This window comes from Aeromonas intestinalis, assembly GCF_054052485.1.
Map to the genome: position 1 here is coordinate 227,836 of NZ_JBSTYK010000005.1, position 21,814 is coordinate 249,649.

The window sequence follows — 21,814 nt, forward strand, 5'->3', positions numbered from 1 at the left end:
GGAAAACCATGGCACAACCAGGGGGAAAATAGGGCCCTGCAGCACAAAGACCACTATTTATGAGTGGGATCTCAGAAGCCGACCTCTTTTTCCGCTTAGCTAGCGAGGAACGCTGGAGAAATCCTCTGTCCTGCCGATAATTCCAACAACTCAGACCCTACAAGGAACGCAAGATGCAGTTTCGTTCTATTCAGAATCGCATCCTGGTGATGGCGGGGATCGCCATGACCACGGCTTTGGTCATCCTGATCCTGCTCAACCAATACTCGGGCAAGCAGACCCAGCAACTGACCATCGCCTCCAGCCGCGCCGCCCTGCAACAGGAAGCCTGGCAAAAGGTTAGCGCCAACGCCCGCGCCGAGGCTGCCACCATCACCCAGCTGCTGCAGAAGGGACTCTCCTATACCCAGCAGATGGCCAGCGTCTTCGCCCAGCAGCAAGGAGGCAAGCTGCCGCTCGATCGCCAGCAGGCCACGGATCTGCTCAAGGCCCAGCTTGCCCTGGAACCCCAGCTGTACGGCGCCTTCGCCGGTTTCGAACCGGGCGGCTTCGACGGCCAGGATGCACTCTTCGCCGGCCAGACCGCCCTTGGCAGTGACAGCACCGGCCGCTTCGTCCCCTACTTCTACCGGGACAAGGACGGCATAGGCACCGATCTGCTGCTCTCCATCGAGAAGAGCGACACGGACGAGTTCGGCAACCCGGCCAACGACTACTACGCCTGCCCGAAACGGGAGGGGCGCTCCTGCCTCATCGATCCCTTCAAGGTGGACATCAACGGCCAGCAGGTGCTGGTGAGCACCATCACCACCCCCATCCTGCTGGACGGCCAGTTCAAGGGGATAGCGGCGCTGGATCTGGCGGTGGACTCCATCAGCCGTCAGGCCCAGTCCCTCAACAGCAACATCTATGACGGCAAGGGGGAGACCCTGATCGTCAGTGCCGCCGGCGTCATCACCGGCACCAGCGGCGACGCCAGCCTGCTCGGCAGCCGTGCCGACAAGCTGCTCGGGGATGGCTGGCAGCAGTACCTCAAGCCCGAGGTGCAGCGTCAGGAGCTCACCGATGCGTTTCGCATCTCGGTGCCCATCATGGTGTCGGGCATGAGCCGCAACTGGGCCATCATCGTCACCCTGCCCTACAAGGTGGTGCTGGCGGGGGCCGATGAGCTGGCGGCCAAGCTCGCCGACATGAACCGCGCCGCCATGACCCAGCAGCTTATCGGCGCCCTGCTGGTGCTGGTGCTCGGCCTCGCCACCATGGTGGTGATCGCCCGCAGCATCACGGGCCCCATCCGTCAGATGGTCAGCCTGGTGGATGACATCGCCGACGGCGAGGGGGATCTCACCAAGCGCCTCAATACCCAGTCCCGGGACGAGCTGGGGGCCCTGGCCCGCGGCATCAACCGTTTTATCGACAAGTTGCAGCACCTGCTCGGGGATGTGCAGAAGACCGCGACCGAGGTACACCGCTACGCCGGTGACACAGATCGTATCGCCGGCCAGACCGACACCAACCTGCAGCATCACCAGGCGGAGATGGAGCAGATGCTGACCGCGGTGCAGGAGATGTCTTACGTGAGCCAGGAGGTGGCCACCCACGCCAACAACACCGCCGACTCGGCCAAGCAGGCCCAGGGGGCGGCGGATCAGGGCAAGGTACGCTTCCAGCAGGTGATCCAGTCCATGCACAGGGTCGCCGCCGAATCGGGCAAGGGCGCCGAGGTGGTCGAGGGGCTGGCCCATGACAGCGAGCAGATCACCAGCATCCTCACCGTCATTCAGGGCATCGCCGATCAGACCAACCTGCTGGCGCTCAACGCGGCCATCGAGGCGGCCAGGGCGGGCGAGCAGGGCCGCGGCTTCGCCGTGGTGGCCGACGAGGTGCGCAAGCTGGCGGGCAATACCCAGCAGGCGGTGCAGAACACCCAGGAGCTGATCGAGAAGATCCGCCACAGCTCCACCAATGCGGTGAGTGCCATCCAGCAGAGCCAACAGTTGACCCATCAGGCGGTGAACGAGGCGGATCTGGCGGAAGCGGCACTCGACAGCATCTTCCAGGCCATCGCCACCATCAACGACATGACCTACCAGATCGCCTCCGCCGCCGAGGAGCAGAGCTCGGTTTCCGAGACCGTCTCCGGCAATCTGTCAAAAACCAACGCACTGGCCAACGACATCGCCCAGGATGCGACCAGCACCGCCCAGGCAAGCCAGGCCTTGCGCCAGGCGGCCGAACGTTTACAGCAATTGCTCGGACAATTCCGTCTCAGTTGATAATTTTCCTACTCTGGACTCTCCCCCTCGGGGGCGAGTCCGTTTACCATAGGCGGCATATTTGCCTGATGGCAGGCAATGTAGTGAGAGGTAAATGCCGTGCCCACCCCGGACCGTCGCCCACGTGGCCATAACAGACGAGCCCAGCAGCGTCGCCAAGACGAATCACAAGGAAACCTGCTCCATCGTATCAATGCCGCTACCCTGCCCCTGCGCCAGCGCCTCGGTCAGGGCCTGAGCGGCCTAAAATCCAGCAAGGAACCCAGCACCAAGTCCTTCAATCTGGCGAGCCCGCTGCCTCGCAAGCACACCATAGGCCTGTTGGTGCTGATCCCGCTCTGGCTGCTGGTGCTCGCCTGGGAGCCTGCCCCTGCGGCACCGACTGCCGCCCCGTCAGGCTCCCTCGCGGTGCCGCTGGCGGTGCCGACCCAGGCCCTGACCGTCGGCAATGGCAGCGCGGGCAGCGCACCGGTTGCCGCCAAACCGGTGGAAGAGAAGGTTGACGGCACCTGGCTGCAGCACGACGTGCAGGCCGGTGAGACGCTCTACTCCATCTTCCGCAAGTTCGAACTGCCGGGGGCCGAGCTTAGCCGCCTGATCGCCATCGAGGGGCCGGACAGGCCGCTGACCCGATTGCAGTCCGGCAAGTCGGTGTTCGTGCTGGTCGATGCAGGCCGCCGCATCCAGCGGGTCGAGGTTCGATCCTTCGGGCAGGTGAACTACCGCTACGATCGGCAAGGGGAAGGGTTCGCGCTCAAAGAGTGAGGTCCGGCCTGACTTTATCAATGCAAACGGGAGGCGCCATGCCTTCCGTTTTTCATCCCGCCGCCCGAAATACCTCGTTGATGCGTCAATACTTTTAGCTTGCTCAAAAAATGAAAAGTGCCAAATTGACAAGGGATCGACCTTACGTACAATCGTTTGTGCTTTAAACAGGGAAGAACTACATCCGGCTGGAACACATCGACGTAGTCAGTCATGGGTAGGCCCCTGCTTTCCTAAGCAAATGCTGCCCAACAAGGCGTTAGTTTCATTTTGTTATAGATAGGACTTAGCACATGTCTGACATTCGCACCGGCCAAGTAAAATGGTTCAACGAAACCAAGGGTTTTGGCTTCATCGAGCAATCCCAGGGACCGGACGTATTCGTTCACTTCTCCTCCATCCAGAGCACAGGTTTCAAGACCCTGGCTGAAGGTCAAAAAGTCCAGTTCACCGTGACCCAGGGCAAGAAAGGCCCCCAGGCTGAGAACGTCACCCTGCTCTAAGCCGCGTCCGTGAACCCGTAGGAGGAGCCTTGGCCCCTCCTATTTTTTTGCCCGCCATTTTCCTGCCAGCACGAGCCAGTGCCCCCATCCACCGCGCAGATCGTCTTATAGACAGAGATAAGGACAGTGCTCACCAAACGCCGGATACGACAAATCATCGCGGCGCGATGTGATGTGATGTGATGGGTAATACAAATGGAGGATGGGGACTTCGAGGAGAGATTGAATTCGAAGAAATCAAAGAGAGATTGGAGCGGGAAACGAGACTCGAACTCGCGACCCCGACCTTGGCAAGGTCGTGCTCTACCAACTGAGCTATTCCCGCAACAGGGTGTCGTCTGCACATGATTGGAGCGGGAAACGAGACTCGAACTCGCGACCCCGACCTTGGCAAGGTCGTGCTCTACCAACTGAGCTATTCCCGCAACGGAATATCATTTGCAGCACTTCGATAAGACAAGTTTGGAGCGGGAAACGAGACTCGAACTCGCGACCCCGACCTTGGCAAGGTCGTGCTCTACCAACTGAGCTATTCCCGCAACAGGATGTCTTCTGCACATGATTGGAGCGGGAAACGAGACTCGAACTCGCGACCCCGACCTTGGCAAGGTCGTGCTCTACCAACTGAGCTATTCCCGCATCGGAATATCATCTGCAGTACTTCAACAATAAGCTTGGAGCGGGAAACGAGACTCGAACTCGCGACCCCGACCTTGGCAAGGTCGTGCTCTACCAACTGAGCTATTCCCGCTACACAGGTTGTCTTGAGGTGTTTGCTGATGATTGGAGCGGGAAACGAGACTCGAACTCGCGACCCCGACCTTGGCAAGGTCGTGCTCTACCAACTGAGCTATTCCCGCATCGGAACATCATCGGCAAATTTTTGGAGCGGGAAACGAGACTCGAACTCGCGACCCCGACCTTGGCAAGGTCGTGCTCTACCAACTGAGCTATTCCCGCAATTACCTTAAAACGGCCGTACAGCATTTGGTTGCTTGCGCTACTGTACGGGAGCCGAATTATAAGAGCAGTCATTCCAATTGCAAGGGCTTTTTTGTCACCCTGCGGCCGTTCGCTCAAAAGCTGGCCGAACTGCCGATTTTAGCAACCGGGCGATGGCAAGCCCTTGCTGCCGGCTCAGATTTTGAAGACGTGAGCGCGGTAGAACTGCAGCTCGGCGATGGATTCGCGGATGTCATCGAGGGCCTGATGGGAGCCGCTTTTCTTGAACTGATCCAGCAGTTCAGGCTGCCAGCGGCGCACCAGCTCCTTGATGGTGCTGACATCCACGTTGCGGTAGTGGAAGAAGGCTTCCAGATCCGCCATGTGCTTGACCATGAAGCGGCGATCCTGGCCGATGCTGTTGCCGCACAGGGGGCTGGTACGCTCGGGCACCCACTGGCGAATGAAGTCGAGGGTCTCGGCCACGGCTTTCGCCTCGTCATATTCGCTGTCCTTGACCCGGGCCACCAGACCGCTCTTGGTATGGGTGTTGACGTTCCAGTCATCCATCTTGCCGAGCTCTTCATCACTCTGGTGGATGGCGATGACCGGCCCTTGCGCCAGCACGTTCAGGTCCTTGTCGGTGACGATGGTGGCGATCTCCAGTACCACGTTTTGTTCGGGGTCCAGGCCCGTCATCTCCATGTCGATCCATACCAGGTTCTGCGCGCTGACTGTCATGATTGCTCTCTCTATTGGGAGGAATGGCGGAATTTTGCCAATTTGCATGTATCATACTGGCTTTGGATCTGTTCATAAACCGGCAAACCCCGTGGCAAAGAAAGCAAAACTCAATCTGGGTCAACAGCGACGCGTCCAGGCCAACCGCGAGCGGCGACTGCAAAAAGAGCACAGCACTGTGGTGGATGACACCCTGTTCGGCCCCGCCATCGAAGGGGTGGTGATCAGTCGTTTCGGTCAGCACGCGGACGTGGAAGCGAGCGATGGCGCCATTCACCGCAGCAACCTCCGTCGCAGCAGCATCAGCAGCCTGGTGTGCGGCGACAAGGTGGTCTGGCGTCCCGGCCTCAATGCCGCCACCGCCGGCGTCATCGAGGCGGTGCATCCGCGCCACTCGGTGCTGACCCGGCCGGACTTCTACGACGGGGTCAAACCCATCGCCGCCAACATCGACCAGATCATCATCGTCTCGGCGGTGATGCCGGAGTTCTCCACCAACATCGTCGACCGCTACCTGGTGGCGGCGGAAGACGTGGAGATCGCCCCCCTCATTGTGCTGAACAAGGTGGACATGCTCGATACCGCCGCCCGCGCCCGCATCGAGGAGCAGCTCACCGCCTATCGCAAGCTCGGCTATCCGGTGCTGCTGGTGAGCTGCGAGAGTGGCGAGGGGCTCGAAGAGCTCAAGGCGGCCCTGACCGACAAGATCAGCATCTTCGTCGGCCAGTCCGGGGTCGGCAAGTCGTCCCTCACCAACGCCCTGATGCCGGGGCTGGACGTGCTCACCGGCGAGATCTCGGAAAACTCCGGCCTCGGCCAGCACACCACCACCACGGCGCGGCTCTACCACTTCCCGAGCGGTGGCGATCTCATCGACTCCCCGGGGATCCGCGAGTTCGCGCTCTGGCACCTGGAGTCGGACCGCATCACCTGGTGCTTCGTCGAGTTTCGCGATTACCTGGGTGGTTGCAAGTTCCGCGACTGTACCCACAAGGACGACCCCGGCTGCGCCCTGCGCACGGCGGTCGAGCGCGGCGACATCAGTGCCGATCGCTTCCACAACTATCACCGCATCCTGGAAACCATGCAGGAAGCCCGCCACGGTCGGCAACAAGCCCGGCTGTGACCCATTCAACTCATTCCTTAGATGAAGATCATGAGCATCACTGACAACCTGAAAATTGCCGGTCAATACTGCCTGCCGAAACACGCCCTCTCCCGCCTGGTGGGCAAGCTCGCGGCCGCCGAAGCCGGCAACCTCACCACCAAGGTGATCGAGGCCTTTATCAAGCAGTACCAGGTCAACATGAGCGAGGCCCTGCACGAAGATCCGGCACACTATGCCAGCTTCAACGCCTTCTTCACCCGTGAGCTCAAGCCCGGTATTCGCCCCGTGGTGGACGATGTCATGACCCTGGCCCTGCCGGTGGACGGCACCGTCAGCCAGCTCGGCCCCATCCATCAGGGTCGCATCATCCAGGCCAAGGGCCACGACTACAGTGCCCGCGAGCTGCTGGGGGGTTATGAGGATCTGGTGGCGCCGTTCAAGGATGGGGATTTTGCCACCATCTATCTGGCCCCCAAGGATTATCACCGCATCCACATGCCGCTGGACGGCGTGCTGGAGAGCATGGTGTTCGTGCCAGGGGATCTCTTCTCCGTCAACCCGCTCACCGCCGAAAACGTGCCGAACCTGTTCGCCCGCAACGAGCGGGTAGTCGCGACCTTCCGCACCCCTCACGGCCCCATGGCCCTGGTACTGGTCGGCGCCACCATAGTCGCCAGCATCGAAACCATCTGGGCTGGCAACATAGCCCCAACCAAGCAGAAGGAAGTGGTGCGCTGGGACTATCGCGGCGATGAGGCCATCACCTTGCAAAAAGGCGCCGAGATGGGCCTGTTCAAGCTCGGCAGCACCGTCGTCTGCCTGTTTGGCCCCGGCATGCTGGCAGGCTTCGAGCCTCATCTGGCCAACGGCGTGACGACCCGCATGGGACAACCCTTCGCCAAGCTGGCATCTGCAGAATGAGTGACCAGAAAAGCGCCACCCAGCCAAAGAATCCACTGCACGGGCTGACCCTTGAGGCGATAGTCACCGCCCTGGTGGCCCATTATGGCTGGGAAAAACTGGGCCAGGAGATCGCGATCCGCTGCTTCACCCAGGATCCCAGCATCAAATCCAGCCTCAAGTTCCTGCGCAAGACCCCCTGGGCCCGGGAAAAGGTAGAGAGCCTCTATCTCTACGTCCAGCGCAAGCAGGCGAAACAGAAGGAAGCCCCAGATGGCCTTTAAGATCACTTACACCTACAAGAAGCAGGCCAAAGAGATTGGCTATGCCAACGACAAGTTCAACAGCATCTACGACGCCATCGCCCATGCCGAGGGGATCAACCTCGCCAGCTTCCACGCCATGGAAGCCCAGCTGGCCCAGGTGTGCCGCCGTGACAAGAAGAGCGTGAAGGATTATCAGGAGAACTACTTCAGGGAACTGGGTTTCTCCAACATCGTCATCGAACGGGATCTCAAGGAGTAAGCATGCGCACCCTGACCCTGATGGCCGCCTCCCTGCTGCTGGCGGCCTGCAGCACCCCGACCCAGCCCCTGGTGGGCAACGATCAGGATGACCACGGTTGCCGTGCCAGCGCCGGTTACCAGTGGTCGGCATTGACCAACCAGTGCGTACGGCTGTTCGAGCAGGCCATCCGCCTGCAACCCCTCGCATCCGGCGAGACCGGCAGCGCCTTCGTGCTGTTCAACGGCGATCAGAGCCAGGCCGAGCTGACCCTGCCTGATGGCGAGCAGGTCCGGCTGGTGCGTCAGGGGGAAGAGGGCAATCACTCCTGGCAGGGCGGTCGCTACCAGCTCTTCCCCTGGAAGGGTTATGTGCTCAAATCCGGTGAACAGGCGCTGTTCCACGGTGACAGCGGCTTGCAGCCCTGAGCGCCACAGCACCTATCCAAGCCCCGGCTCCTGCCGGGGCTTTTTATTGGACGCCTCATAAAAAAGCCACACCCGAAAGGGTGTGGCAAACAACAGGCTGGATTACTCAATCAACGCTGATCAGCGGCCTCAAGACGCTGGCTACGTCGAGGCTGCCGGGACACCTCAGCGATCTATGGCGTCCAACACCCGGGCGGAATAGACCATGGCGGCCCCGGTGTTCATGGCGATGGCGACGCCGAGGGCATCGGCGATCTCCGCCCGGCTGGCGCCCTGCTTGAGGGCGGATTCGGCGTGCACCGCGATGCAGCCATCGCAGCGGGTGGTGACCGCCACCGCCAGGGAGATCAGCTCGCGGGTCTTGCCATCCAGGACACCCTCCTTGCTGCCGGCGGATGAGAGCAGCTGGTAACCCTTGAGGGTATCCGGGCTCAGGGTGCCCAGCTCCATCACGCGGCCGGTCAGTTCTTTACGGTATTGTGCCCAATCTTGCATCTTGACTCTCCTCTGGGGTGAACGGGCACCTGCCCGTTCGATGGAGCCAGTATTGCATCGGGAAGTGATTCAATTAATACTTAAAAGACGCAAATAAACACCATATCGAATCATGAGTGACATAGATCAGTTGATCGGCCAGGCCGGGATCCGCGGCTCCTTCGATGTGCGCTGCCTCTATCGCGGCGGCTTCGCCCTCCCCCACCCGCAGAGCCCGAGCGGGGTCATGCCCTTTCATCTGCTGATGAAGGGGGAGATCCGGGTCAGTACCCAACAGGGTCAGGAGGTGACCCTGCAACCGGGAGAACTGCTGCTGCTGCCGGGGGGAGAGCCCCACACCATCTGGCGGGGCGGCGACCCCCTGGCGGACATCGAAGATGACGCAGGCCTGTTGCCCGTTCGTGGCGACGGAGGGGATGAGGTGGAGTTTCTGTGCGGCGAGTTTCATTACCAGGGCCCCCTGCGCCCTCTGCTGCTGGACGCCCTGCCAAGCCCGCTGTGCATCCCCCTGCTGGCCAGCGAGTCCCGCGAGGCGCTGGCCCTGGTGCTGGCCCTGATCCGCCAGGAGCTGACCCGCGAGCAGCAAGGATCGAGCGCCGTGCTGACGGCCCTGAGCCAGGTGTTGCTGGCCATGGGGCTGCGCGCTCACGCCAGCGATCCTGGCGGAGCGCTTGGCCTCATCGGCGCCCTGCAGGATGCGCGGCTGGGTCGCTCCCTGCAAGCCATGCTGGCCAATCCCGCCCATCCCTGGAGCGTGGACGAACTGGCGACCCTGGCCGCCATGTCGCGTGCCACCTATTTTCGCCATTTCCGCCAGCGCCTGGGGTGCAGCGTCTGGGAGTTCATGGTGCGGGTACGCATGGTGCGGGCGGCGGAACTGCTGCGCCTGCCGGATCACCTGCCCATCGGTGAGGTGGCCCAGCGGGTGGGTTATCAGTCCGAGGCGGCTTTTGCCAAGGCCTTCAAGCAATCCACCGGGCTCGCCCCAGGCAAGTTTCGCCAGCAGGGGCAGGCCTTCGGGGAGTGACGGGCAAAAAAAGACCCCGCTGCACGCAGCGGGGTCTGTGATCGTCAGGCTGCCCGGTGAGCGGGATCAGTTGCTGAGGGTTGCGAACAGGCTCTGTTCCAGGCTGCCGCGGGAGACGCAGACCGGCGTGATGGAGGGAGCCAGTACCCGTTCACCCGAGCCTTCGACGAAATAGAGCTGGGTGTTGCCCTTGACGTTGACGGTGGCGACGCTGTTGTTGCCGCTCTGGGTGATGATCAGGTTGATCTGCAGATTGGGGTTGCCCAGCGCCACTTTGGAGCCCATGGTGCCACAATCCAGCCACTCCAGGCCGTCGGCCGAGTTCTCAACGTTGGCGGTCATCAGGCCGGAACCACGCTGGCTGTTCTCGATGTTGAGGCCGTGATCCCCAAACCACTTCTCGGCCCGGGCCCACACCAGATCCACCGGGATCTGCATCTCCTGGGTATTGTTGGTCGCCTTGGCAACCGGCGGGGTATAGCGATATTGCTCGCCACCGTTGTTGTCACTGGCACAACCGACCATCAACAGGGCCAGGGCGCCCCCCATTATCTTCTTCATGCTGCTTCTCTCGTCCATAAGGCCACCACAGGCCAATCGGCGACTATTATGAGGCCGGCGCGACAGGCTGTCAGCAGGGATCGGCACAAATGATCGCCATTAACCCAAGCTTTACAAAATTGGCTTGTTATCATAGATTTGCTCGAAATCTCCCCGGTGGACGCCCACGTGCCTTCCTCGCTCAACCTGGCTCTGCTCCAGCAGATCATCGACCAGTTGCCCATGAATATCTTTTGCCGGGATGCCAGCGGACGCTACCTGTTCGCCAACCAGATATTCGCGCAAGAGGCCGGGCTGCAGCACCCCAGCGAGCTCATCGGCAAGACGGATGCCGAGATGCCGTGGGGAGATCTGTTCAGGGAGGAGGATCAACGTCTGCTGGCCGAGGGCCACCCCTTGCTCCACCAGCAGCTGCACTGTCATAGCGGCGAGCACACCAGCTGGATGGAGATCCACAAGGTGCCCCTCTATGACGAGCAGGGCAATCCCCTCGCCCTGTTTGGCATGGTCAGCGCCATCGATCAGCGCAAGGAGCTGGAGCAGACCTTCCGCCAGCAACAACTGCTGCAACGCCGCCTGCTGGATGCCATCCCGGATCTCATCCGGCTGGAAGACCACCAGGGGGTGCTCATCGACTGCAATCAGGCCTTCCTCGATTTCATGGGGCTGACGGCGAGCGAGGCCATCGGCCATCGCGTCACGCCGCACCTGCCGGTGAAACAGACCATGGGACAGGGCGAGTACTGCCTGATGGATGCGGAGGGTCAGGGTCGCCATCTGGAGATCACCCGCATCGAGGTGCCGGACGAAGAGGGCAATGCCCTCGGCATCCTCACTCTGGGCCGTGACATCACGGGGCTGCGCACCACCCAGGCCCAGCTGCAGCAGGAGCAGCATTACGACAGCCTCACCGGCCTGCTCAAACTCTCCCACTTCCTGCAGACCAGCCGTCATCTGGGCGCCCGCAAGGCCAGCCTGCTACTGCTGGACTTGCAACATTTTCGCGAGATCAACGATCGCTTCGGCATCCGTGTCGCCGATCGCCTGCTGAGCCAGGTGGCCCGCCGCCTGCAGCGGCTGGCGCCTCCCAACTCCCTGCTCTGCCGGGTCGCCGCCGATGACTTCGCCCTGCTGCTGCCGGAGCTCCCCATTCCCTTGAGCGACTGGGGCCGCAACCTGCAGCAGGAGCTGATGATCCCCTATCAGGTGGAGGAGCACAGGATCCAGATCCCGGTCTTCCTCGGTATCGCCCACGGCAAGGCCAAGGATGCCGAGCGTCTGCTGAGCCACGCCGAGGCGGCCCTCGCCCAGGGCAAACGCCAACAGCAGCACTGGACGCTGTTCGACCCCGAACTCGATGCCAAACTCAGGCGCCGCCAGCTCATCGCCGCCCAGTTGCCCCTTGCCATCAAGTCGGCCCAGCTGACCGCCGTCTACCAGCCCATCATCTGCACCCACAACAACAAATTGCACGGCGCCGAGCTGCTCTGTCGCTGGCCCCACGCCGAATTGGGAATGATCTCTCCCGATGAGTTCATCCCCCTGGCCGAAGAGCTCGGCCTCATCGGCCAACTCGGCCAGCTGATGCTGGAGCAGGGCTGCGCCCAGCTGGCCCATTGGCAACAGGTGGCGCCGGATCTGGTGCTCTCCGTCAATCTGTCACCGCTGCAATTTCGCGATCCCGAGCTCTGCCCGCAGATCTTCGCCTGCATCGAGCGCCACGGCCTCGCTCCCTGGCAGCTGGAGCTGGAGATCACCGAAGGGGTGTTGATGGAGAATGCCGACGAGATCGAGAGCAACCTCGCCAGCCTGATCGAGGCGGGCTTTCACCTCGCCATCGATGACTTCGGCACCGGCTACTGTTCGCTGGCCTACTTGCCGAGGCTCCAGGTCGCGACCCTCAAACTGGACAAGAGCTTCACCCAGGGCTTGGCCACCAACCAGGCCACCACCGCTATCGTGCGCTCCGTCATTGGGCTGGCCCACGAGCTCGGCATCAAGATCACCGCCGAAGGGGTGGAGACGCCGGAGCAGCAGTCCTGGCTGGCCCAGGCCGGTTGCGACCGCCTGCAGGGCTACCTGTTCAGTCGCCCCTTGCCCCCCGACGAGTTTGCCCTCAGCTACCAGTTACCCCAGCGCTGACGCTCACAGCAACAAGGCCACCCGAGGGTGGCCTTGTTGTGTTGGCAGAGGGCGACAGTGGCACGCTGACTCCTGCAAGCCGGTGCCCCAACAGTCGTCATCCGCCCCGTCTTTTGCAAGCAAGCGGGCAGCGTCTTCCCGACAAGGTTGGGATGCGCGCCTTACTCCTGGAAGTAGGTGCCCCAGCCGTCGTAATCCACCCCGTATTTCTCAAGGATGGGCAGCATCTTTTCGATGTCGGCCAGGATGGGGTCAATCTCCAGCTTGCGTTCGACGGTGGCATCGAAGCAGAAGATGGTGGCGCCGTCATCCAGCTCCATCTCTTCGGCATCGGTCACCTCGAAGCCGGCCTTGAACAGATCGACCGCCGCCTTCTCCAGCAGATCGAAATCCTGGCAGGCGAAGTGGTGCTCGATCTCGTAGTCCACATCCGGATTGCTGCCGTCGGCCAGCAGCTCGTTGACGATGGCGGTAGTCTCTTCGCGCCACTCCTGCATATTGATACTCATATAAACCCCTGACGCTCTTGGATGGATGTCGACACCTGGCCGCGGCGCCGCGCCAGTGGGTGCGACTCGCCCGCCAGGGCACAGTTGCGGCCAAGCATACTCGCAGAGCCCGGTCGGCTCAATGCGGCAACCCAAGATAAGTGCCGGGCCCCCTCCCTCCCAAATGGTGGTGGCCGGAAAAAGGCGCAAACAGCGCAATAAACCAGCGCTGAAAACCCCGTCAACAGATCCAGCCACCACGATCGCCAGCAATGGTGCACGGACCCAGTGGATCGTAAATAAAGCAGTCTCTTTCACCACCGACGCCGGAGTGACAAACCTCCCCCACGCAGGTATCAAGGGACGCGGGTGAATCACTACCCGTCAGGAAAGCGGAGCCCCGTGGGCTCCCTTTTTGATCATGTGAAGGAGCACATAGTCATGCCCAAAAAAACAATAATGAGCCTGCTTGTCGGCTCGACCCTTATGATTGGAAACCACGCCCTGGCCGCCCCGGCCCACGGCCCCTTCGATGCCCCCCTTGCCGACGAGGTGAAGGTGCTGGAGATGCTCAAGAAGAGCGGCCGCATCCCGACCCTGGCCTCGCCGGAGCAGGAGCAGGCCGCCCTGGCCCGCTACTACCGCGAGAAGGCTCGCACCTACCCTGGCAGCAGCGGCAGCCTGGCCCAGAAAGAGGGCAAGGTGCGGGAGACCATCCTCAAGAAGATCCGGCTGAACGGCACGGCGCGCCCCGGGGATCGGGTGCCCACCCTGCTGCTCAAGTCCATCGAGAAGGAGACCTACAGAGGCAAGATGCGCAAGGACAAGATCCTCGCCATCCTGGTAGATTTTCCCGACTACCCGAAGAACAGCCTGAGCCCGGAGCTCACCAAGATGTACTACCCGGACTACAACCCGGCCCACTACAACGACCTGCTGTTCTCCGCCAAGGGCTATGCGGGCCCGAACGGCGAGCGGTTCATCTCCATGCGCCAGTTCTACGAGCAGCAGTCCGGCCAGAGCTACAGTGTGCGCGGCCAGGTGGCGGGCTGGTATACCGCCGAGAAGAGCGCCACCTACTACGGCAGCAACAAGGATGAGACTGCGGTACGGGAGCTGGTGAAGGAGGCTCTGATCCAGGTGGCCGGGGATCCGACCATCGACCTGTCCGAGTTTGATCAGGAGGATCGTTACGATCTCAACGGCAACGGCAATCGCAACGAGCCGGACGGCCTCATCGACCACCTGATGATCTTCCACTCCAGCGTGGGGGAAGAGGCAGGTGGCGGCGATCTCGGCGAAGACGCCATCTGGGCCCACCGCTGGAACCTGGGAAGCCCCTACCCCATCCCGGGCACCAGCAGCCCGAACGGCAACTTCGGCGGCCAGTATGCGGCCTACGACTACACCATCCAGCCCATAGACGCGGCGGCCGGGGTCTGCGCCCACGAATATGGCCACGATCTGGGGCTACCGGACGAGTACGACACCAAGTACAGCGGCAAGGGCGAGCCGGTGGCGACCTGGTCCATCATGTCATCCGGCTCCTGGGCCGGGGTGATCGGCGGCACCGAGCCCACCGGTTTCTCCGCCTGGGCCAAGGAGTATCTGCAGGCCTCCCTCGGCGGCAACTGGCTGCACGGCAGCAACGTGCACGTCGACGAGCTGAACGGTCGCGGCAACGTCTACATGCTGGATCAGGCCAACGACAAGGGGCGCAACGACGATGTGGTGCGCATCAACCTGCCTCCCAAGCAGATCCCCCTCAATCCCCCCTACGCCGGCCAGTACCAGTACCACGGCGGCAAGGGCAACAACCTGGACAACCGCATGAACCTCGCGCTGGATCTCAGCGGCAGGCAGAGCGCCAGCCTCAGCTTCAAGGCCTGGTACCAGATTGAGGAGGGCTTCGACTACGCCAGGGTACTGGTCAACGGCGAGCCCATCCCGGGCAACCTGACCCGCACCGACGATCCGAACGGCGTCGGCTTCGGGGTCGGCATCACGGGGGATTCCGGCGGCTGGGCCGATGCCGACTTTGACTTGAGCCCCTGGGCCGGCCAGCGCATCACCCTCAGCCTGCAATACCAAAGCGATGCGGGTGTGGCCGAGAACGGCCTGTTCGTGGATGAGCTGCAGGTCATCGCCGATGGGGAGACCCTGCTCAGCGACGGCGCCGAGGGAAGCAGCGCCTTCACCCTCGCCGGTTTCGTGCAGAGCAACGGCAAGGAAGCCAAGGATCACTACTATCTCGCCGAGTGGCGCAACCACGCCGGGGTCGACAAGGGGCTGGCCCACATCAACGTGGCGGATCAGCTGATGCGCTACGAGCCGGGCCTGCTGCTCTGGTACGTGGACAACAGCCAGAGCAACAACTGGGTCGGCCAGCATCCGGGTGAGGGTTTCCTCGGGGTGGTGGACGGGGATCAGCGCACCCTGCACTGGAGCGATGGCGCCGTCGCCGGCACCCGCTACCAGATCCACGATGCCACCTTCAGCTTAGGGTTCCAGCGTCCTCTCGATCTCACCCATCCGAGCGGTGCCCTGCTGCGAGACTTCTGGGTGACGCCGAACCGGGTCTTCAAGGACTCGCGCAGCTATCAGAGCGAGGCGATCCCGGACGCAGGTCGGCTGCTGCCCGAATATGGCCTCAAGATCAGCGTCACCGGTCAGGCCAGGGACATGAGCACGGGTCGCATCATCGTCAGCCGCCACTGAGACAGATCGAGACGATGGGGGCCAATGGCCCCCTTTTTCATGACAAGTGGCTGAAAAGTCGTGCACTCTGGCTCTCTGCCAGGGTAAAAATCCCCCACAAGAGGCTGGATTGTTCGGTTATCGAGCGAACGGCACCACAATCTGCACCCCGTGGTTGACACCTCAGTCCAGAAGAGGTTTAATGCGCGCCGTTGCCCAGATAGCTCAGTCGGTAGAGCAGGGGATTGAAAATCCCCGTGTCGGCGGTTCGATTCCGTCTCTGGGCACCAACAATTCCTCCTTAGTTCAGTCGGTAGAACGGCGGACTGTTAATCCGTATGTCACTGGTTCAAGTCCAGTAGGAGGAGCCAAATTTGAAAGGCCCGCTCATCTGAGCGGGCCTTTTCGCATTTCGTCATCCTCGTCGTGCCTCCCTAATAGCGGTTCTCGTCCCCGTGCCAGACATGTCCGGCGGAGCAGGCCCGCGCCACCTCGTGGCAGGGGTCATCCGCATGACTGCGAAAGAAGTGCTGATCCTGCTGTAGCAGGAGCGAGCTCATCGAGTGGCTGATGCCGGCAAGCGCCTCCCCGGCAGTCAATCCTGCCACCCGGTGATCGGTGGCCAAATGAGCCAATACTTTTTCACGACTATTCATGATCGCCTCCCTCGATGAACTGAGCCGTCTCTTGACCATAGCAGTCCCCCTTCCCATCCCGCAAACCCGCGCCGACAAAGGGTTTCAGGCTAGTCCTGCGATGGCGGGCGAGGTGCGGCCCATGTAAAAGGCCCGCTCAGGAGAGCGGGCCTTTTACATTCATGGCTAGCCGCCGTTACAGGCCGCCAGCAGCAAGGTGGCCCCACAGGTGGCGCTGAACATCAGCAATCCAGCCTGCAACACCCCTTCGGGATCCGTCGGTTTCTTTCTCTTCCTGAACCTTATCCATCTAGGCTTCATCGAGCCCACCTCATCCTTTGGTGCACCAGGGTGCGCATCCCCTGCCCTCCTCGGCAGGCGGCTCATCTTTGACCGGCCAGGGTCCTTCGTCAATGGCCCCTGGCGGATAAATTTTCAGCTATGAGCCGGATGAAACCAATGGATGCTAACCCCTTATCAGCAATGCGTTAACAATCCAGAAAACCGGCGTGACCCGATCGCGAGCCAGGGCTATGATGAGGCCGACGTTTTCATCCCAGAGAGATCCCAGATGAGCAGCCCCTTGCATTACGTGCTGGATGGCATCCATTGCGAGCCACACTTCTTCACCGTGCCCCTCGACCACCAGCAGCCCGATGACGAGGCGAGCCTCACTCTCTTTGGTCGCACCCTCTGTCGCAAGGACAGGCTGGACGATGACCTGCCCTGGCTGCTCTACCTGCAAGGGGGCCCGGGCTTTGGCGCACCGCGCCCCAGTGCCAGCGGCGGCTGGATCAAGCGGGCCCTGCAGGAGTTTCGGGTACTGCTGCTCGATCAGCGTGGCACGGGCCACTCCAGCCCCATCCACGCCGAGTGGCTGACTCACCTCAACCCTCGCCAGCAAGCCGACTACCTCAGCCATTTTCGCGCCGACAGCATAGTGCGGGACGCCGAGCTCATCCGCGAGCAGCTCAGCCCGGATCGCCCCTGGAGTCTGCTCGGCCAGAGCTTCGGCGGTTTTTGCAGCCTCACCTACCTCTCCCTGTTCCCCCAGAGCCTGCACGAGGTCTACCTCACCGGCGGCGTGGCCCCCATCGGCCGCAGTGCGGACGAAGTCTATCGCGCCACCTATCAACGGGTCGCGGACAAGAACCGCGCCTTCTTCGCCCGCTTCCCCCACGCCCAGGCCATGGCGAACCGGCTGGCGAAGCACCTGCACAACCACGACGTGCGCCTGCCTAACGGCCAACGGCTGACGGTGGCGCAATTGCAGCAACAGGGACTGGATCTCGGGGCCAGTGGCGCCTTCGAGGAGCTCTATTACCTGCTGGAGGACGCCTTCATCGGCGAGCGGCTCAACCCCGCCTTCCTCTATCAGTTGCAAGCCATGCAGCCGTTCAACACCAACCCGGTATTCGCCATCTTGCACGAGGCCATCTACTGCGAAGGCGCCGCCAGCGACTGGGCGGCCGAGCGGGTAAGGCGCGAATTCCCGGCCCTCGACTGGGCCCCCGGCCAGGATTTCGCCTTCACCGGCGAGATGATCTTCCCCTGGATGTTCGAACAGTTCCGCGAACTCATCCCTTTGAAAGAGGCCGCCCATCTGCTGGCCCAGAAAGCGGACTGGGGTCCCCTCTACGACCCGGCGCAGCTGGCTCGCAACCCCGTGCCGGTGGCCTGCGCCGTCTACGCCGAGGACATGTACGTGGAGTTCGACTATTGCCGCGAGACCCTCAAGGGCCTTGGCAACAGCCGCGCCTGGATCACCAACGAGTACGAGCACAACGGTCTGAGGGTCGACGGCGAGCAGATCCTGGACAGGCTCATCCGGCTGAATCGGGATCGCTGAGCCCGGCAGGCAACCACTGCCAACAATAACGATAGAGGGCGGACAATAAGCCGCCCCATCCCCTGGAAGCAGCACAAAATAATAAGGAACATCCATTGGAACATCCGGAAATATCGGCCGGCTGGCTAAGCCGTCTCTTTTATCACTGGACCGGTCCCCTGCTGCGAAAGGGGCTGAGCCAGCCTCAGGTCAGCCTCGACGATCTCTATCCCCTGCTGCCGGAAGACAGGCGCGACCAGCGGGCCGATGCCTTCCTCGCCCTCACCGCCAAGGCCCCGGTGCGCCCCTGGCCCATCACCGCCTTCATCTGGCGCCACTATCGCGGACGCATCGGTCTGCTCACCCTGTTGCAACTGCTCGGCATGCTCGCGACTCTGGCCAGCCCCTGGCTGCTCAACCACAGCATGACCCAGCTCGGTGCAGGCGCCGATACGAGCCACAAGCTGCTACTGGCCCTGGCCCTGTTCGCCTCGGTGCTGGCATCCGGCATGCTGGCGGAGCATTCGCTGCAACTGGCCCTCAAGATGCACGTGCCCATCCGGCGGCTGCTGGCGGAGTCCCTGCTCGCCAAGGTGATGAAGCTCGGCGGCAAGAGTTTCGACGACAGGGCCGGTGGCCGGGTGCAAAACCTCATCAACCGGGACGTGTGGGACATCACCTGGATCCTGGCAGATCCCGCCATGCCGCTCACCATGGCCCTGCAACTGGGGGGCACCATCGCCCTGCTGGTGTGGCAGGTGGGCAGCGCGGGCCTGGTGGGCTTCGCCGTGCTGGCCCTGCTGCTGCTGGTCTCCACCCGGGTGGTGCGCCGCATGAACCAGCAGGAGCAGCAGCTCAAACGCAGACAGGACGAGCGCAACGGCATCCTGGCGGAATACATCAAGAAGCTGCGACTGGTGCGCCAGAACGGCCTCGGCGCCTTCTTCACCCGGGCCGCCAACGACAAGCGTCAGCAGGAGCTCGGCGTACTCGGCCGAGTGCTCAAGCTCGATGCCATCAACAGCTTCCTGATGATGAGCACCCCGCTCCTGGTGACGCTGGCCACCTTCACCACCTATCTCGCCTCGGGCCAGAGTCTGACCCTGCCCCAGGTCTTCACCACCATCGCCCTGTTCGCGGTGCTGCGCATCCCCATGATGCGTCTGCCCTATCTCATCCGCACCCTGATCAACTTCAACACCGGTTTCAACCGCCTGTGCGAGTTTCTGAACAGTCCGGAGCAGCACCGGGATCTCACTGACCCCAGCCTGCCGCTCGGCAGCCTGCACCTCTACAAGGTCACCGCCCAGCACCAACAAAAAACCGTGCTGCAGGAGATCAGCCTCGCCATAGCGCCTGGGGAACTGGTGGGGATCACGGGCGCCACCGGCGCCGGCAAGAGCTGCCTGCTGCACCTGGTCGCCGGTTTTGACAACGACTTTGCGGGCAGCATCCGCCGCCACGGCCGGGTCGCCCATCTGGGCCACAAGCCCTGGCTGATGAACGACAGCATTCGCAGCAACATCCTGTTCGGCCAGCAATGGGATGAGGAACGCTACCAGTGGGTGCTCGGGGCCTGCGCCCTCGGCGCCGATCTGGGGCTGCTCAGCCACGGGGATCAGACCCTGGTGGGGGAACTCGGCACCCGTCTCTCCGGCGGCCAGCAGCAGCGGGTCGCCCTGGCCCGCGCCCTCTATGCCAGGGCCGACATCCTGCTGCTGGACAACCCGCTGTCGGCACTAGATCCCATCGTCTCGGCCCAGGTGCTGGAGCAGGGGCTGGCCTTCAAACCGGGGCCGACCCGGCTGCTGGTGAGCCACGACCCCGACGTGCTGGCCCGCTGCGATCGAGTGATCCGCATCGAGCAGGGGCAGTTGGTGGAGCTCGATGCCCACCAGCTGGCGGATCTCGCCGTGCACCCGCAACCCACCCCGACGCTGGCCCCGCAAGAGGCTGAGTTGTTCAGCGAAGAAAAAGTGGTGGAGGGCAAGGTGGACTGGGGACTGTTTGGCTTCATGTGGCAGCGTCTGGCCGCCCCCGGTGCCATCCTGATCGCCCTGCTGCTCACCCTGGGCCAGGAGGGGCTGCGCATCGCCTCGGATCTCTGGCTCGGCGGCAAATCCGAGGTGAGCGACGTCGGCTCACTGCTCGGCATCTATGTGCTCTTGGGGGCCGGCTCCCTCGTCTGCATCATGGTGGTCCGGGTCATCAACTACAAACTCGGCCTCAAGCTGGCCTGGACCCTGTTCGACGGCATGCTGGGGCGCATCAGCCGCGCCCCCATGGCCTTCTTCGACAAGGTGCCTCAGGGGCGCATCCTCAACCGCTTCGACCGGGATCTGGGGGAAGCCCAGGAGGTGCTGCTCTCCATGCTGATGGGACTGTTCGCCATGCTGATCTCCGTGCTGTTGCAGGTGGTGGTCATCGGCATCAACATGCCCCTGCTGCTGCTCATCGCCCCTCTGGTGGGTTGGGCGCTCTATGTGCTGCAACGCCGCTACCGGGCGGTACAGCTCAAGCTGCGGCGCCAGTCATCGGTGCTGCGCTCCCCGCTCTACATCAGCATCAGCGAGACCATTCGCGGCGCCCCCGCCCTGCGCCTGGCCGGAGCCGAGCGCTTCGCCCTGGATCAGGTGCTGCTGCACTATGACAACAACCTGCGCAGTTGGTACACCACCACCTCCATCAACCGCTGGCTCGGCATGTACCAGACCCTGCTTTCCGCCGCCCTGGTGGGGGCCGTGGCGTTGATGGTGGCCTTCAGCAGCAGCTCCCTGCTGGGAGCCGTGGCCATTACCTACGCCTTCACCGCCTCCGCCATGCTCAACTCCCTCATCCGCAACTTCGCCGAGGTGGAGCAGGTGATGAACGCGGTGGAGCGGGTGCGGGAATACAGCGAGATAGAGAGTGAGCGCCAGACAGGGGAGACTCTCGCCACCTCCCATCCGGCCGTGCGCTTCGACAACCTGGGGCTGCGCTATCCCGGTGCCAGCCAGTGGGCCCTGCACAAGGTCAGTTTCGTGCTGGCCCCCGGCGAGAAGGTCGGGGTGTGCGGGCGCACCGGCGCCGGCAAGAGCTCGCTGCTCGGGGTCATGCAGGCCATGTACCCCAACGCCCAAGGAGAGATCTATTACGGCGATCAGCCGCTCTCGGCGCTGGCCCCCGAGGCGGTGCGGGATCTTTACGACACCGTCTCCCAGATCCCCCTCACCTTCTTCGGCACCTTGCGTGCCAACCTGGCGCCGCTGACCGAGCAGGACGACGAGGCCCTGAAGCAGGCGCTGACCCGGGTGGGCCTCGCCGAGCGCTGTGCCGATCGGCTGGACGAGGATCTCGACAAGTTGCAGCTCTCCGCCGGCGAGACCCAGCTGCTGGTCATCGCCCGCATCCTGCTGTCCCGCCGCCCGCTCATCGTGCTGGACGAGGCCACCTCGGATCTCGATCACATCGGCATGCGCAAGATGGCGGAGCTGCTCTATCGCTACCGGCCGGAGGCTAGCTACCTAGTCATCGCTCACCACCTGGAACCCCTGCTGTCGGTCGACAAGGTGGTGGTGATGGAGGCGGGGACAGTGGTGGAACAGGGGGCCCCGGTCAGCCTGCTCGCAAACCCGGGCTCCCGCTTCCACCAGCTGTTCGCCGGCCAGGTGAATCGCCAGGTGGCGCAGATAGACATCTAACTCCCATCACCATGCAAAAGGGCAGCCCGCGGGCTGCCTTTTTTTTCATCAAAAAATGATTCTCACTCGAATACCTTGTGCTGGATGATTCTGC

18 protein-coding genes and 9 tRNA genes are annotated in these 21,814 nt (G+C 62.6%); 15 read left to right on the forward strand and 12 right to left on the reverse strand.

Annotation, left to right across the window (positions count from 1 at the left end; all coding sequences use genetic code 11):
- Positions 1–173: 173 nt before the first annotated feature.
- From ACW5W7_RS08575 to ACW5W7_RS08585, 3 genes are all read left to right on the forward strand, one after another.
- The gene (locus ACW5W7_RS08575; RefSeq protein WP_456501427.1) at positions 174–2,276 is read left to right on the forward strand and encodes a methyl-accepting chemotaxis protein; all 2,103 of its coding nucleotides are present in this window, start codon (positions 174–176) and stop codon (positions 2,274–2,276) included.
- A gap of 99 nt (positions 2,277–2,375) precedes the next feature.
- The gene (locus tag ACW5W7_RS08580; protein WP_456501428.1) at positions 2,376–3,041 is read left to right on the forward strand and encodes a LysM-like peptidoglycan-binding domain-containing protein; all 666 of its coding nucleotides are present in this window, start codon (positions 2,376–2,378) and stop codon (positions 3,039–3,041) included.
- Positions 3,042–3,334: 293 nt separating this feature from the next.
- Entirely contained in the window at positions 3,335–3,544 is a 210-nt protein-coding gene (locus ACW5W7_RS08585; RefSeq protein ID WP_005327092.1) for a cold-shock protein, read from the forward strand.
- 249 nt (positions 3,545–3,793) lie between these two features.
- Here the strand turns inward: ACW5W7_RS08585 and ACW5W7_RS08590 are convergent.
- The 8 genes from ACW5W7_RS08590 to orn form a co-directional block, all read right to left on the reverse strand.
- Positions 3,794–3,869 (reverse strand) — tRNA-Gly (locus ACW5W7_RS08590).
- Positions 3,870–3,893: 24 nt separating this feature from the next.
- Positions 3,894–3,969 (reverse strand) — tRNA-Gly (locus ACW5W7_RS08595).
- A gap of 38 nt (positions 3,970–4,007) precedes the next feature.
- Positions 4,008–4,083: transfer RNA gene (locus ACW5W7_RS08600), tRNA-Gly, on the reverse strand.
- A 24-nt stretch (positions 4,084–4,107) separates the two neighbouring features.
- Positions 4,108–4,183: transfer RNA gene (locus ACW5W7_RS08605), tRNA-Gly, on the reverse strand.
- A 36-nt stretch (positions 4,184–4,219) separates the two neighbouring features.
- Positions 4,220–4,295 (reverse strand) — tRNA-Gly (locus tag ACW5W7_RS08610).
- A gap of 33 nt (positions 4,296–4,328) precedes the next feature.
- A tRNA-Gly gene (locus ACW5W7_RS08615) sits at positions 4,329–4,404 on the reverse strand.
- Positions 4,405–4,428: 24 nt separating this feature from the next.
- A tRNA-Gly gene (locus ACW5W7_RS08620) sits at positions 4,429–4,504 on the reverse strand.
- 177 nt (positions 4,505–4,681) lie between these two features.
- Positions 4,682–5,227, reverse strand: a complete 546-nt coding sequence (gene orn / locus ACW5W7_RS08625) for an oligoribonuclease (RefSeq protein WP_349919341.1) — start codon at positions 5,225–5,227, stop codon at positions 4,682–4,684.
- A gap of 91 nt (positions 5,228–5,318) precedes the next feature.
- On the opposite strand from orn, the gene rsgA reads away from it, so the two are divergent.
- From rsgA to ACW5W7_RS08650, 5 genes are read left to right on the forward strand one after another with little or no spacing between them, the layout of a single operon-like run.
- The gene (gene rsgA, locus ACW5W7_RS08630; protein ID WP_456501429.1) at positions 5,319–6,353 is read left to right on the forward strand and encodes a small ribosomal subunit biogenesis GTPase RsgA; all 1,035 of its coding nucleotides are present in this window, start codon (positions 5,319–5,321) and stop codon (positions 6,351–6,353) included.
- 30 nt (positions 6,354–6,383) lie between these two features.
- Positions 6,384–7,256, forward strand: coding sequence for an archaetidylserine decarboxylase (gene asd / locus ACW5W7_RS08635; protein ID WP_456501430.1), 873 nt, complete (start codon positions 6,384–6,386; stop codon positions 7,254–7,256).
- Positions 7,253–7,519, forward strand: a complete 267-nt coding sequence (locus ACW5W7_RS08640) for a VF530 family protein (protein WP_456501431.1) — start codon at positions 7,253–7,255, stop codon at positions 7,517–7,519. The genes asd and ACW5W7_RS08640 overlap by 4 nt, the downstream gene beginning before the upstream one ends.
- Entirely contained in the window at positions 7,509–7,760 is a 252-nt protein-coding gene (locus ACW5W7_RS08645) for a DUF2960 domain-containing protein (RefSeq protein ID WP_349919346.1), read from the forward strand. The genes ACW5W7_RS08640 and ACW5W7_RS08645 overlap by 11 nt, the downstream gene beginning before the upstream one ends.
- A 2-nt stretch (positions 7,761–7,762) precedes the next feature.
- Positions 7,763–8,167, forward strand: coding sequence for a hypothetical protein (locus ACW5W7_RS08650; protein WP_456501432.1), 405 nt, complete (start codon positions 7,763–7,765; stop codon positions 8,165–8,167).
- Positions 8,168–8,332: 165 nt separating this feature from the next.
- Here the strand turns inward: ACW5W7_RS08650 and ACW5W7_RS08655 are convergent, their stop codons facing one another.
- On the reverse strand, positions 8,333–8,662 hold the full coding sequence (locus ACW5W7_RS08655; RefSeq protein WP_102948417.1) for a carboxymuconolactone decarboxylase family protein: 330 nt from the start codon (positions 8,660–8,662) through the stop codon (positions 8,333–8,335).
- A 112-nt stretch (positions 8,663–8,774) separates the two neighbouring features.
- Between ACW5W7_RS08655 and ACW5W7_RS08660 the strand changes: the two genes are divergently transcribed.
- Positions 8,775–9,689 carry a cupin domain-containing protein gene (locus tag ACW5W7_RS08660; protein WP_456501433.1) on the forward strand — a complete coding sequence of 305 codons (915 nt, stop codon included), beginning with the start codon at positions 8,775–8,777 and terminating at the stop codon, positions 9,687–9,689.
- Positions 9,690–9,755: 66 nt separating this feature from the next.
- On the opposite strand, the gene ACW5W7_RS08665 is transcribed toward ACW5W7_RS08660, so the two are convergent.
- Positions 9,756–10,250 (reverse strand): hypothetical protein, encoded by a 495-nt coding sequence (locus ACW5W7_RS08665; RefSeq protein WP_349919350.1) that lies wholly within the window; start codon positions 10,248–10,250, stop codon positions 9,756–9,758.
- A gap of 168 nt (positions 10,251–10,418) precedes the next feature.
- Here ACW5W7_RS08665 and ACW5W7_RS08670 point away from each other — a divergent pair, with 168 nt between their 5' ends.
- Entirely contained in the window at positions 10,419–12,392 is a 1,974-nt protein-coding gene (locus ACW5W7_RS08670; RefSeq protein WP_456501467.1) for a putative bifunctional diguanylate cyclase/phosphodiesterase, read from the forward strand.
- A 161-nt stretch (positions 12,393–12,553) separates the two neighbouring features.
- Here ACW5W7_RS08670 and rraB read toward each other — a convergent pair whose 3' ends face one another.
- Positions 12,554–12,889, reverse strand: coding sequence for a ribonuclease E inhibitor RraB (rraB, locus tag ACW5W7_RS08675; RefSeq protein ID WP_456501468.1), 336 nt, complete (start codon positions 12,887–12,889; stop codon positions 12,554–12,556).
- A gap of 477 nt (positions 12,890–13,366) precedes the next feature.
- Between rraB and ACW5W7_RS08680 the strand changes: the two genes are divergently transcribed.
- The 3 genes from ACW5W7_RS08680 to ACW5W7_RS08690 all read left to right on the forward strand — a co-directional run bounded on the left by ACW5W7_RS08680 (position 13,367) and on the right by ACW5W7_RS08690 (position 15,948).
- Positions 13,367–15,598: an immune inhibitor A domain-containing protein gene (locus ACW5W7_RS08680; RefSeq protein ID WP_456501434.1), complete on the forward strand. Its 2,232-nt coding sequence runs from the start codon at positions 13,367–13,369 to the stop codon at positions 15,596–15,598.
- Positions 15,599–15,791: 193 nt separating this feature from the next.
- Positions 15,792–15,867, forward strand: a tRNA-Phe gene (locus ACW5W7_RS08685).
- Positions 15,868–15,872: 5 nt separating this feature from the next.
- Positions 15,873–15,948: transfer RNA gene (locus tag ACW5W7_RS08690), tRNA-Asn, on the forward strand.
- 63 nt (positions 15,949–16,011) lie between these two features.
- On the opposite strand, the gene ACW5W7_RS08695 is transcribed toward ACW5W7_RS08690, so the two are convergent.
- Positions 16,012–16,233 (reverse strand): hypothetical protein, encoded by a 222-nt coding sequence (locus tag ACW5W7_RS08695; RefSeq protein ID WP_349919355.1) that lies wholly within the window; start codon positions 16,231–16,233, stop codon positions 16,012–16,014.
- 550 nt (positions 16,234–16,783) lie between these two features.
- Between ACW5W7_RS08695 and ACW5W7_RS08700 the strand changes: the two genes are divergently transcribed.
- Both ACW5W7_RS08700 and ACW5W7_RS08705 read left to right on the forward strand, forming a co-directional pair.
- Positions 16,784–18,061, forward strand: a complete 1,278-nt coding sequence (locus ACW5W7_RS08700) for an alpha/beta hydrolase (RefSeq protein WP_456501435.1) — start codon at positions 16,784–16,786, stop codon at positions 18,059–18,061.
- Positions 18,062–18,156: 95 nt separating this feature from the next.
- Positions 18,157–21,720: an ATP-binding cassette domain-containing protein gene (locus ACW5W7_RS08705; RefSeq protein WP_456501436.1), complete on the forward strand. Its 3,564-nt coding sequence runs from the start codon at positions 18,157–18,159 to the stop codon at positions 21,718–21,720.
- Positions 21,721–21,814: the final 94 nt, after the last annotated feature.

What these genes read in the sequence shown, in the direction of transcription:
- ACW5W7_RS08640 (WP_456501431.1), top strand. Translation starts at nt 7,253, where the DNA reads ATGAGTGACCAGAAAAGCGCCACCCAGCCAAAGAATCCACTGCACGGG.
- ACW5W7_RS08645 (WP_349919346.1), top strand. Translation starts at nt 7,509, where the DNA reads ATGGCCTTTAAGATCACTTACACCTACAAGAAGCAGGCCAAAGAGATT.
- orn (WP_349919341.1), bottom strand. Translation starts at nt 5,227, where the DNA reads ATGACAGTCAGCGCGCAGAACCTGGTATGGATCGACATGGAGATGACG.
- ACW5W7_RS08665 (WP_349919350.1), bottom strand. Translation starts at nt 10,250, where the DNA reads ATGAAGAAGATAATGGGGGGCGCCCTGGCCCTGTTGATGGTCGGTTGT.
- ACW5W7_RS08575 (WP_456501427.1), top strand. Translation starts at nt 174, where the DNA reads ATGCAGTTTCGTTCTATTCAGAATCGCATCCTGGTGATGGCGGGGATC.
- ACW5W7_RS08680 (WP_456501434.1), top strand. Translation starts at nt 13,367, where the DNA reads ATGATTGGAAACCACGCCCTGGCCGCCCCGGCCCACGGCCCCTTCGAT.
- ACW5W7_RS08585 (WP_005327092.1), top strand. Translation starts at nt 3,335, where the DNA reads ATGTCTGACATTCGCACCGGCCAAGTAAAATGGTTCAACGAAACCAAG.
- ACW5W7_RS08695 (WP_349919355.1), bottom strand. Translation starts at nt 16,233, where the DNA reads ATGAATAGTCGTGAAAAAGTATTGGCTCATTTGGCCACCGATCACCGG.
- ACW5W7_RS08700 (WP_456501435.1), top strand. Translation starts at nt 16,784, where the DNA reads ATGAGCAGCCCCTTGCATTACGTGCTGGATGGCATCCATTGCGAGCCA.
- rraB (WP_456501468.1), bottom strand. Translation starts at nt 12,889, where the DNA reads ATGCAGGAGTGGCGCGAAGAGACTACCGCCATCGTCAACGAGCTGCTG.
- ACW5W7_RS08660 (WP_456501433.1), top strand. Translation starts at nt 8,775, where the DNA reads ATGAGTGACATAGATCAGTTGATCGGCCAGGCCGGGATCCGCGGCTCC.
- ACW5W7_RS08655 (WP_102948417.1), bottom strand. Translation starts at nt 8,662, where the DNA reads ATGCAAGATTGGGCACAATACCGTAAAGAACTGACCGGCCGCGTGATG.
- asd (WP_456501430.1), top strand. Translation starts at nt 6,384, where the DNA reads ATGAGCATCACTGACAACCTGAAAATTGCCGGTCAATACTGCCTGCCG.
- ACW5W7_RS08650 (WP_456501432.1), top strand. Translation starts at nt 7,763, where the DNA reads ATGCGCACCCTGACCCTGATGGCCGCCTCCCTGCTGCTGGCGGCCTGC.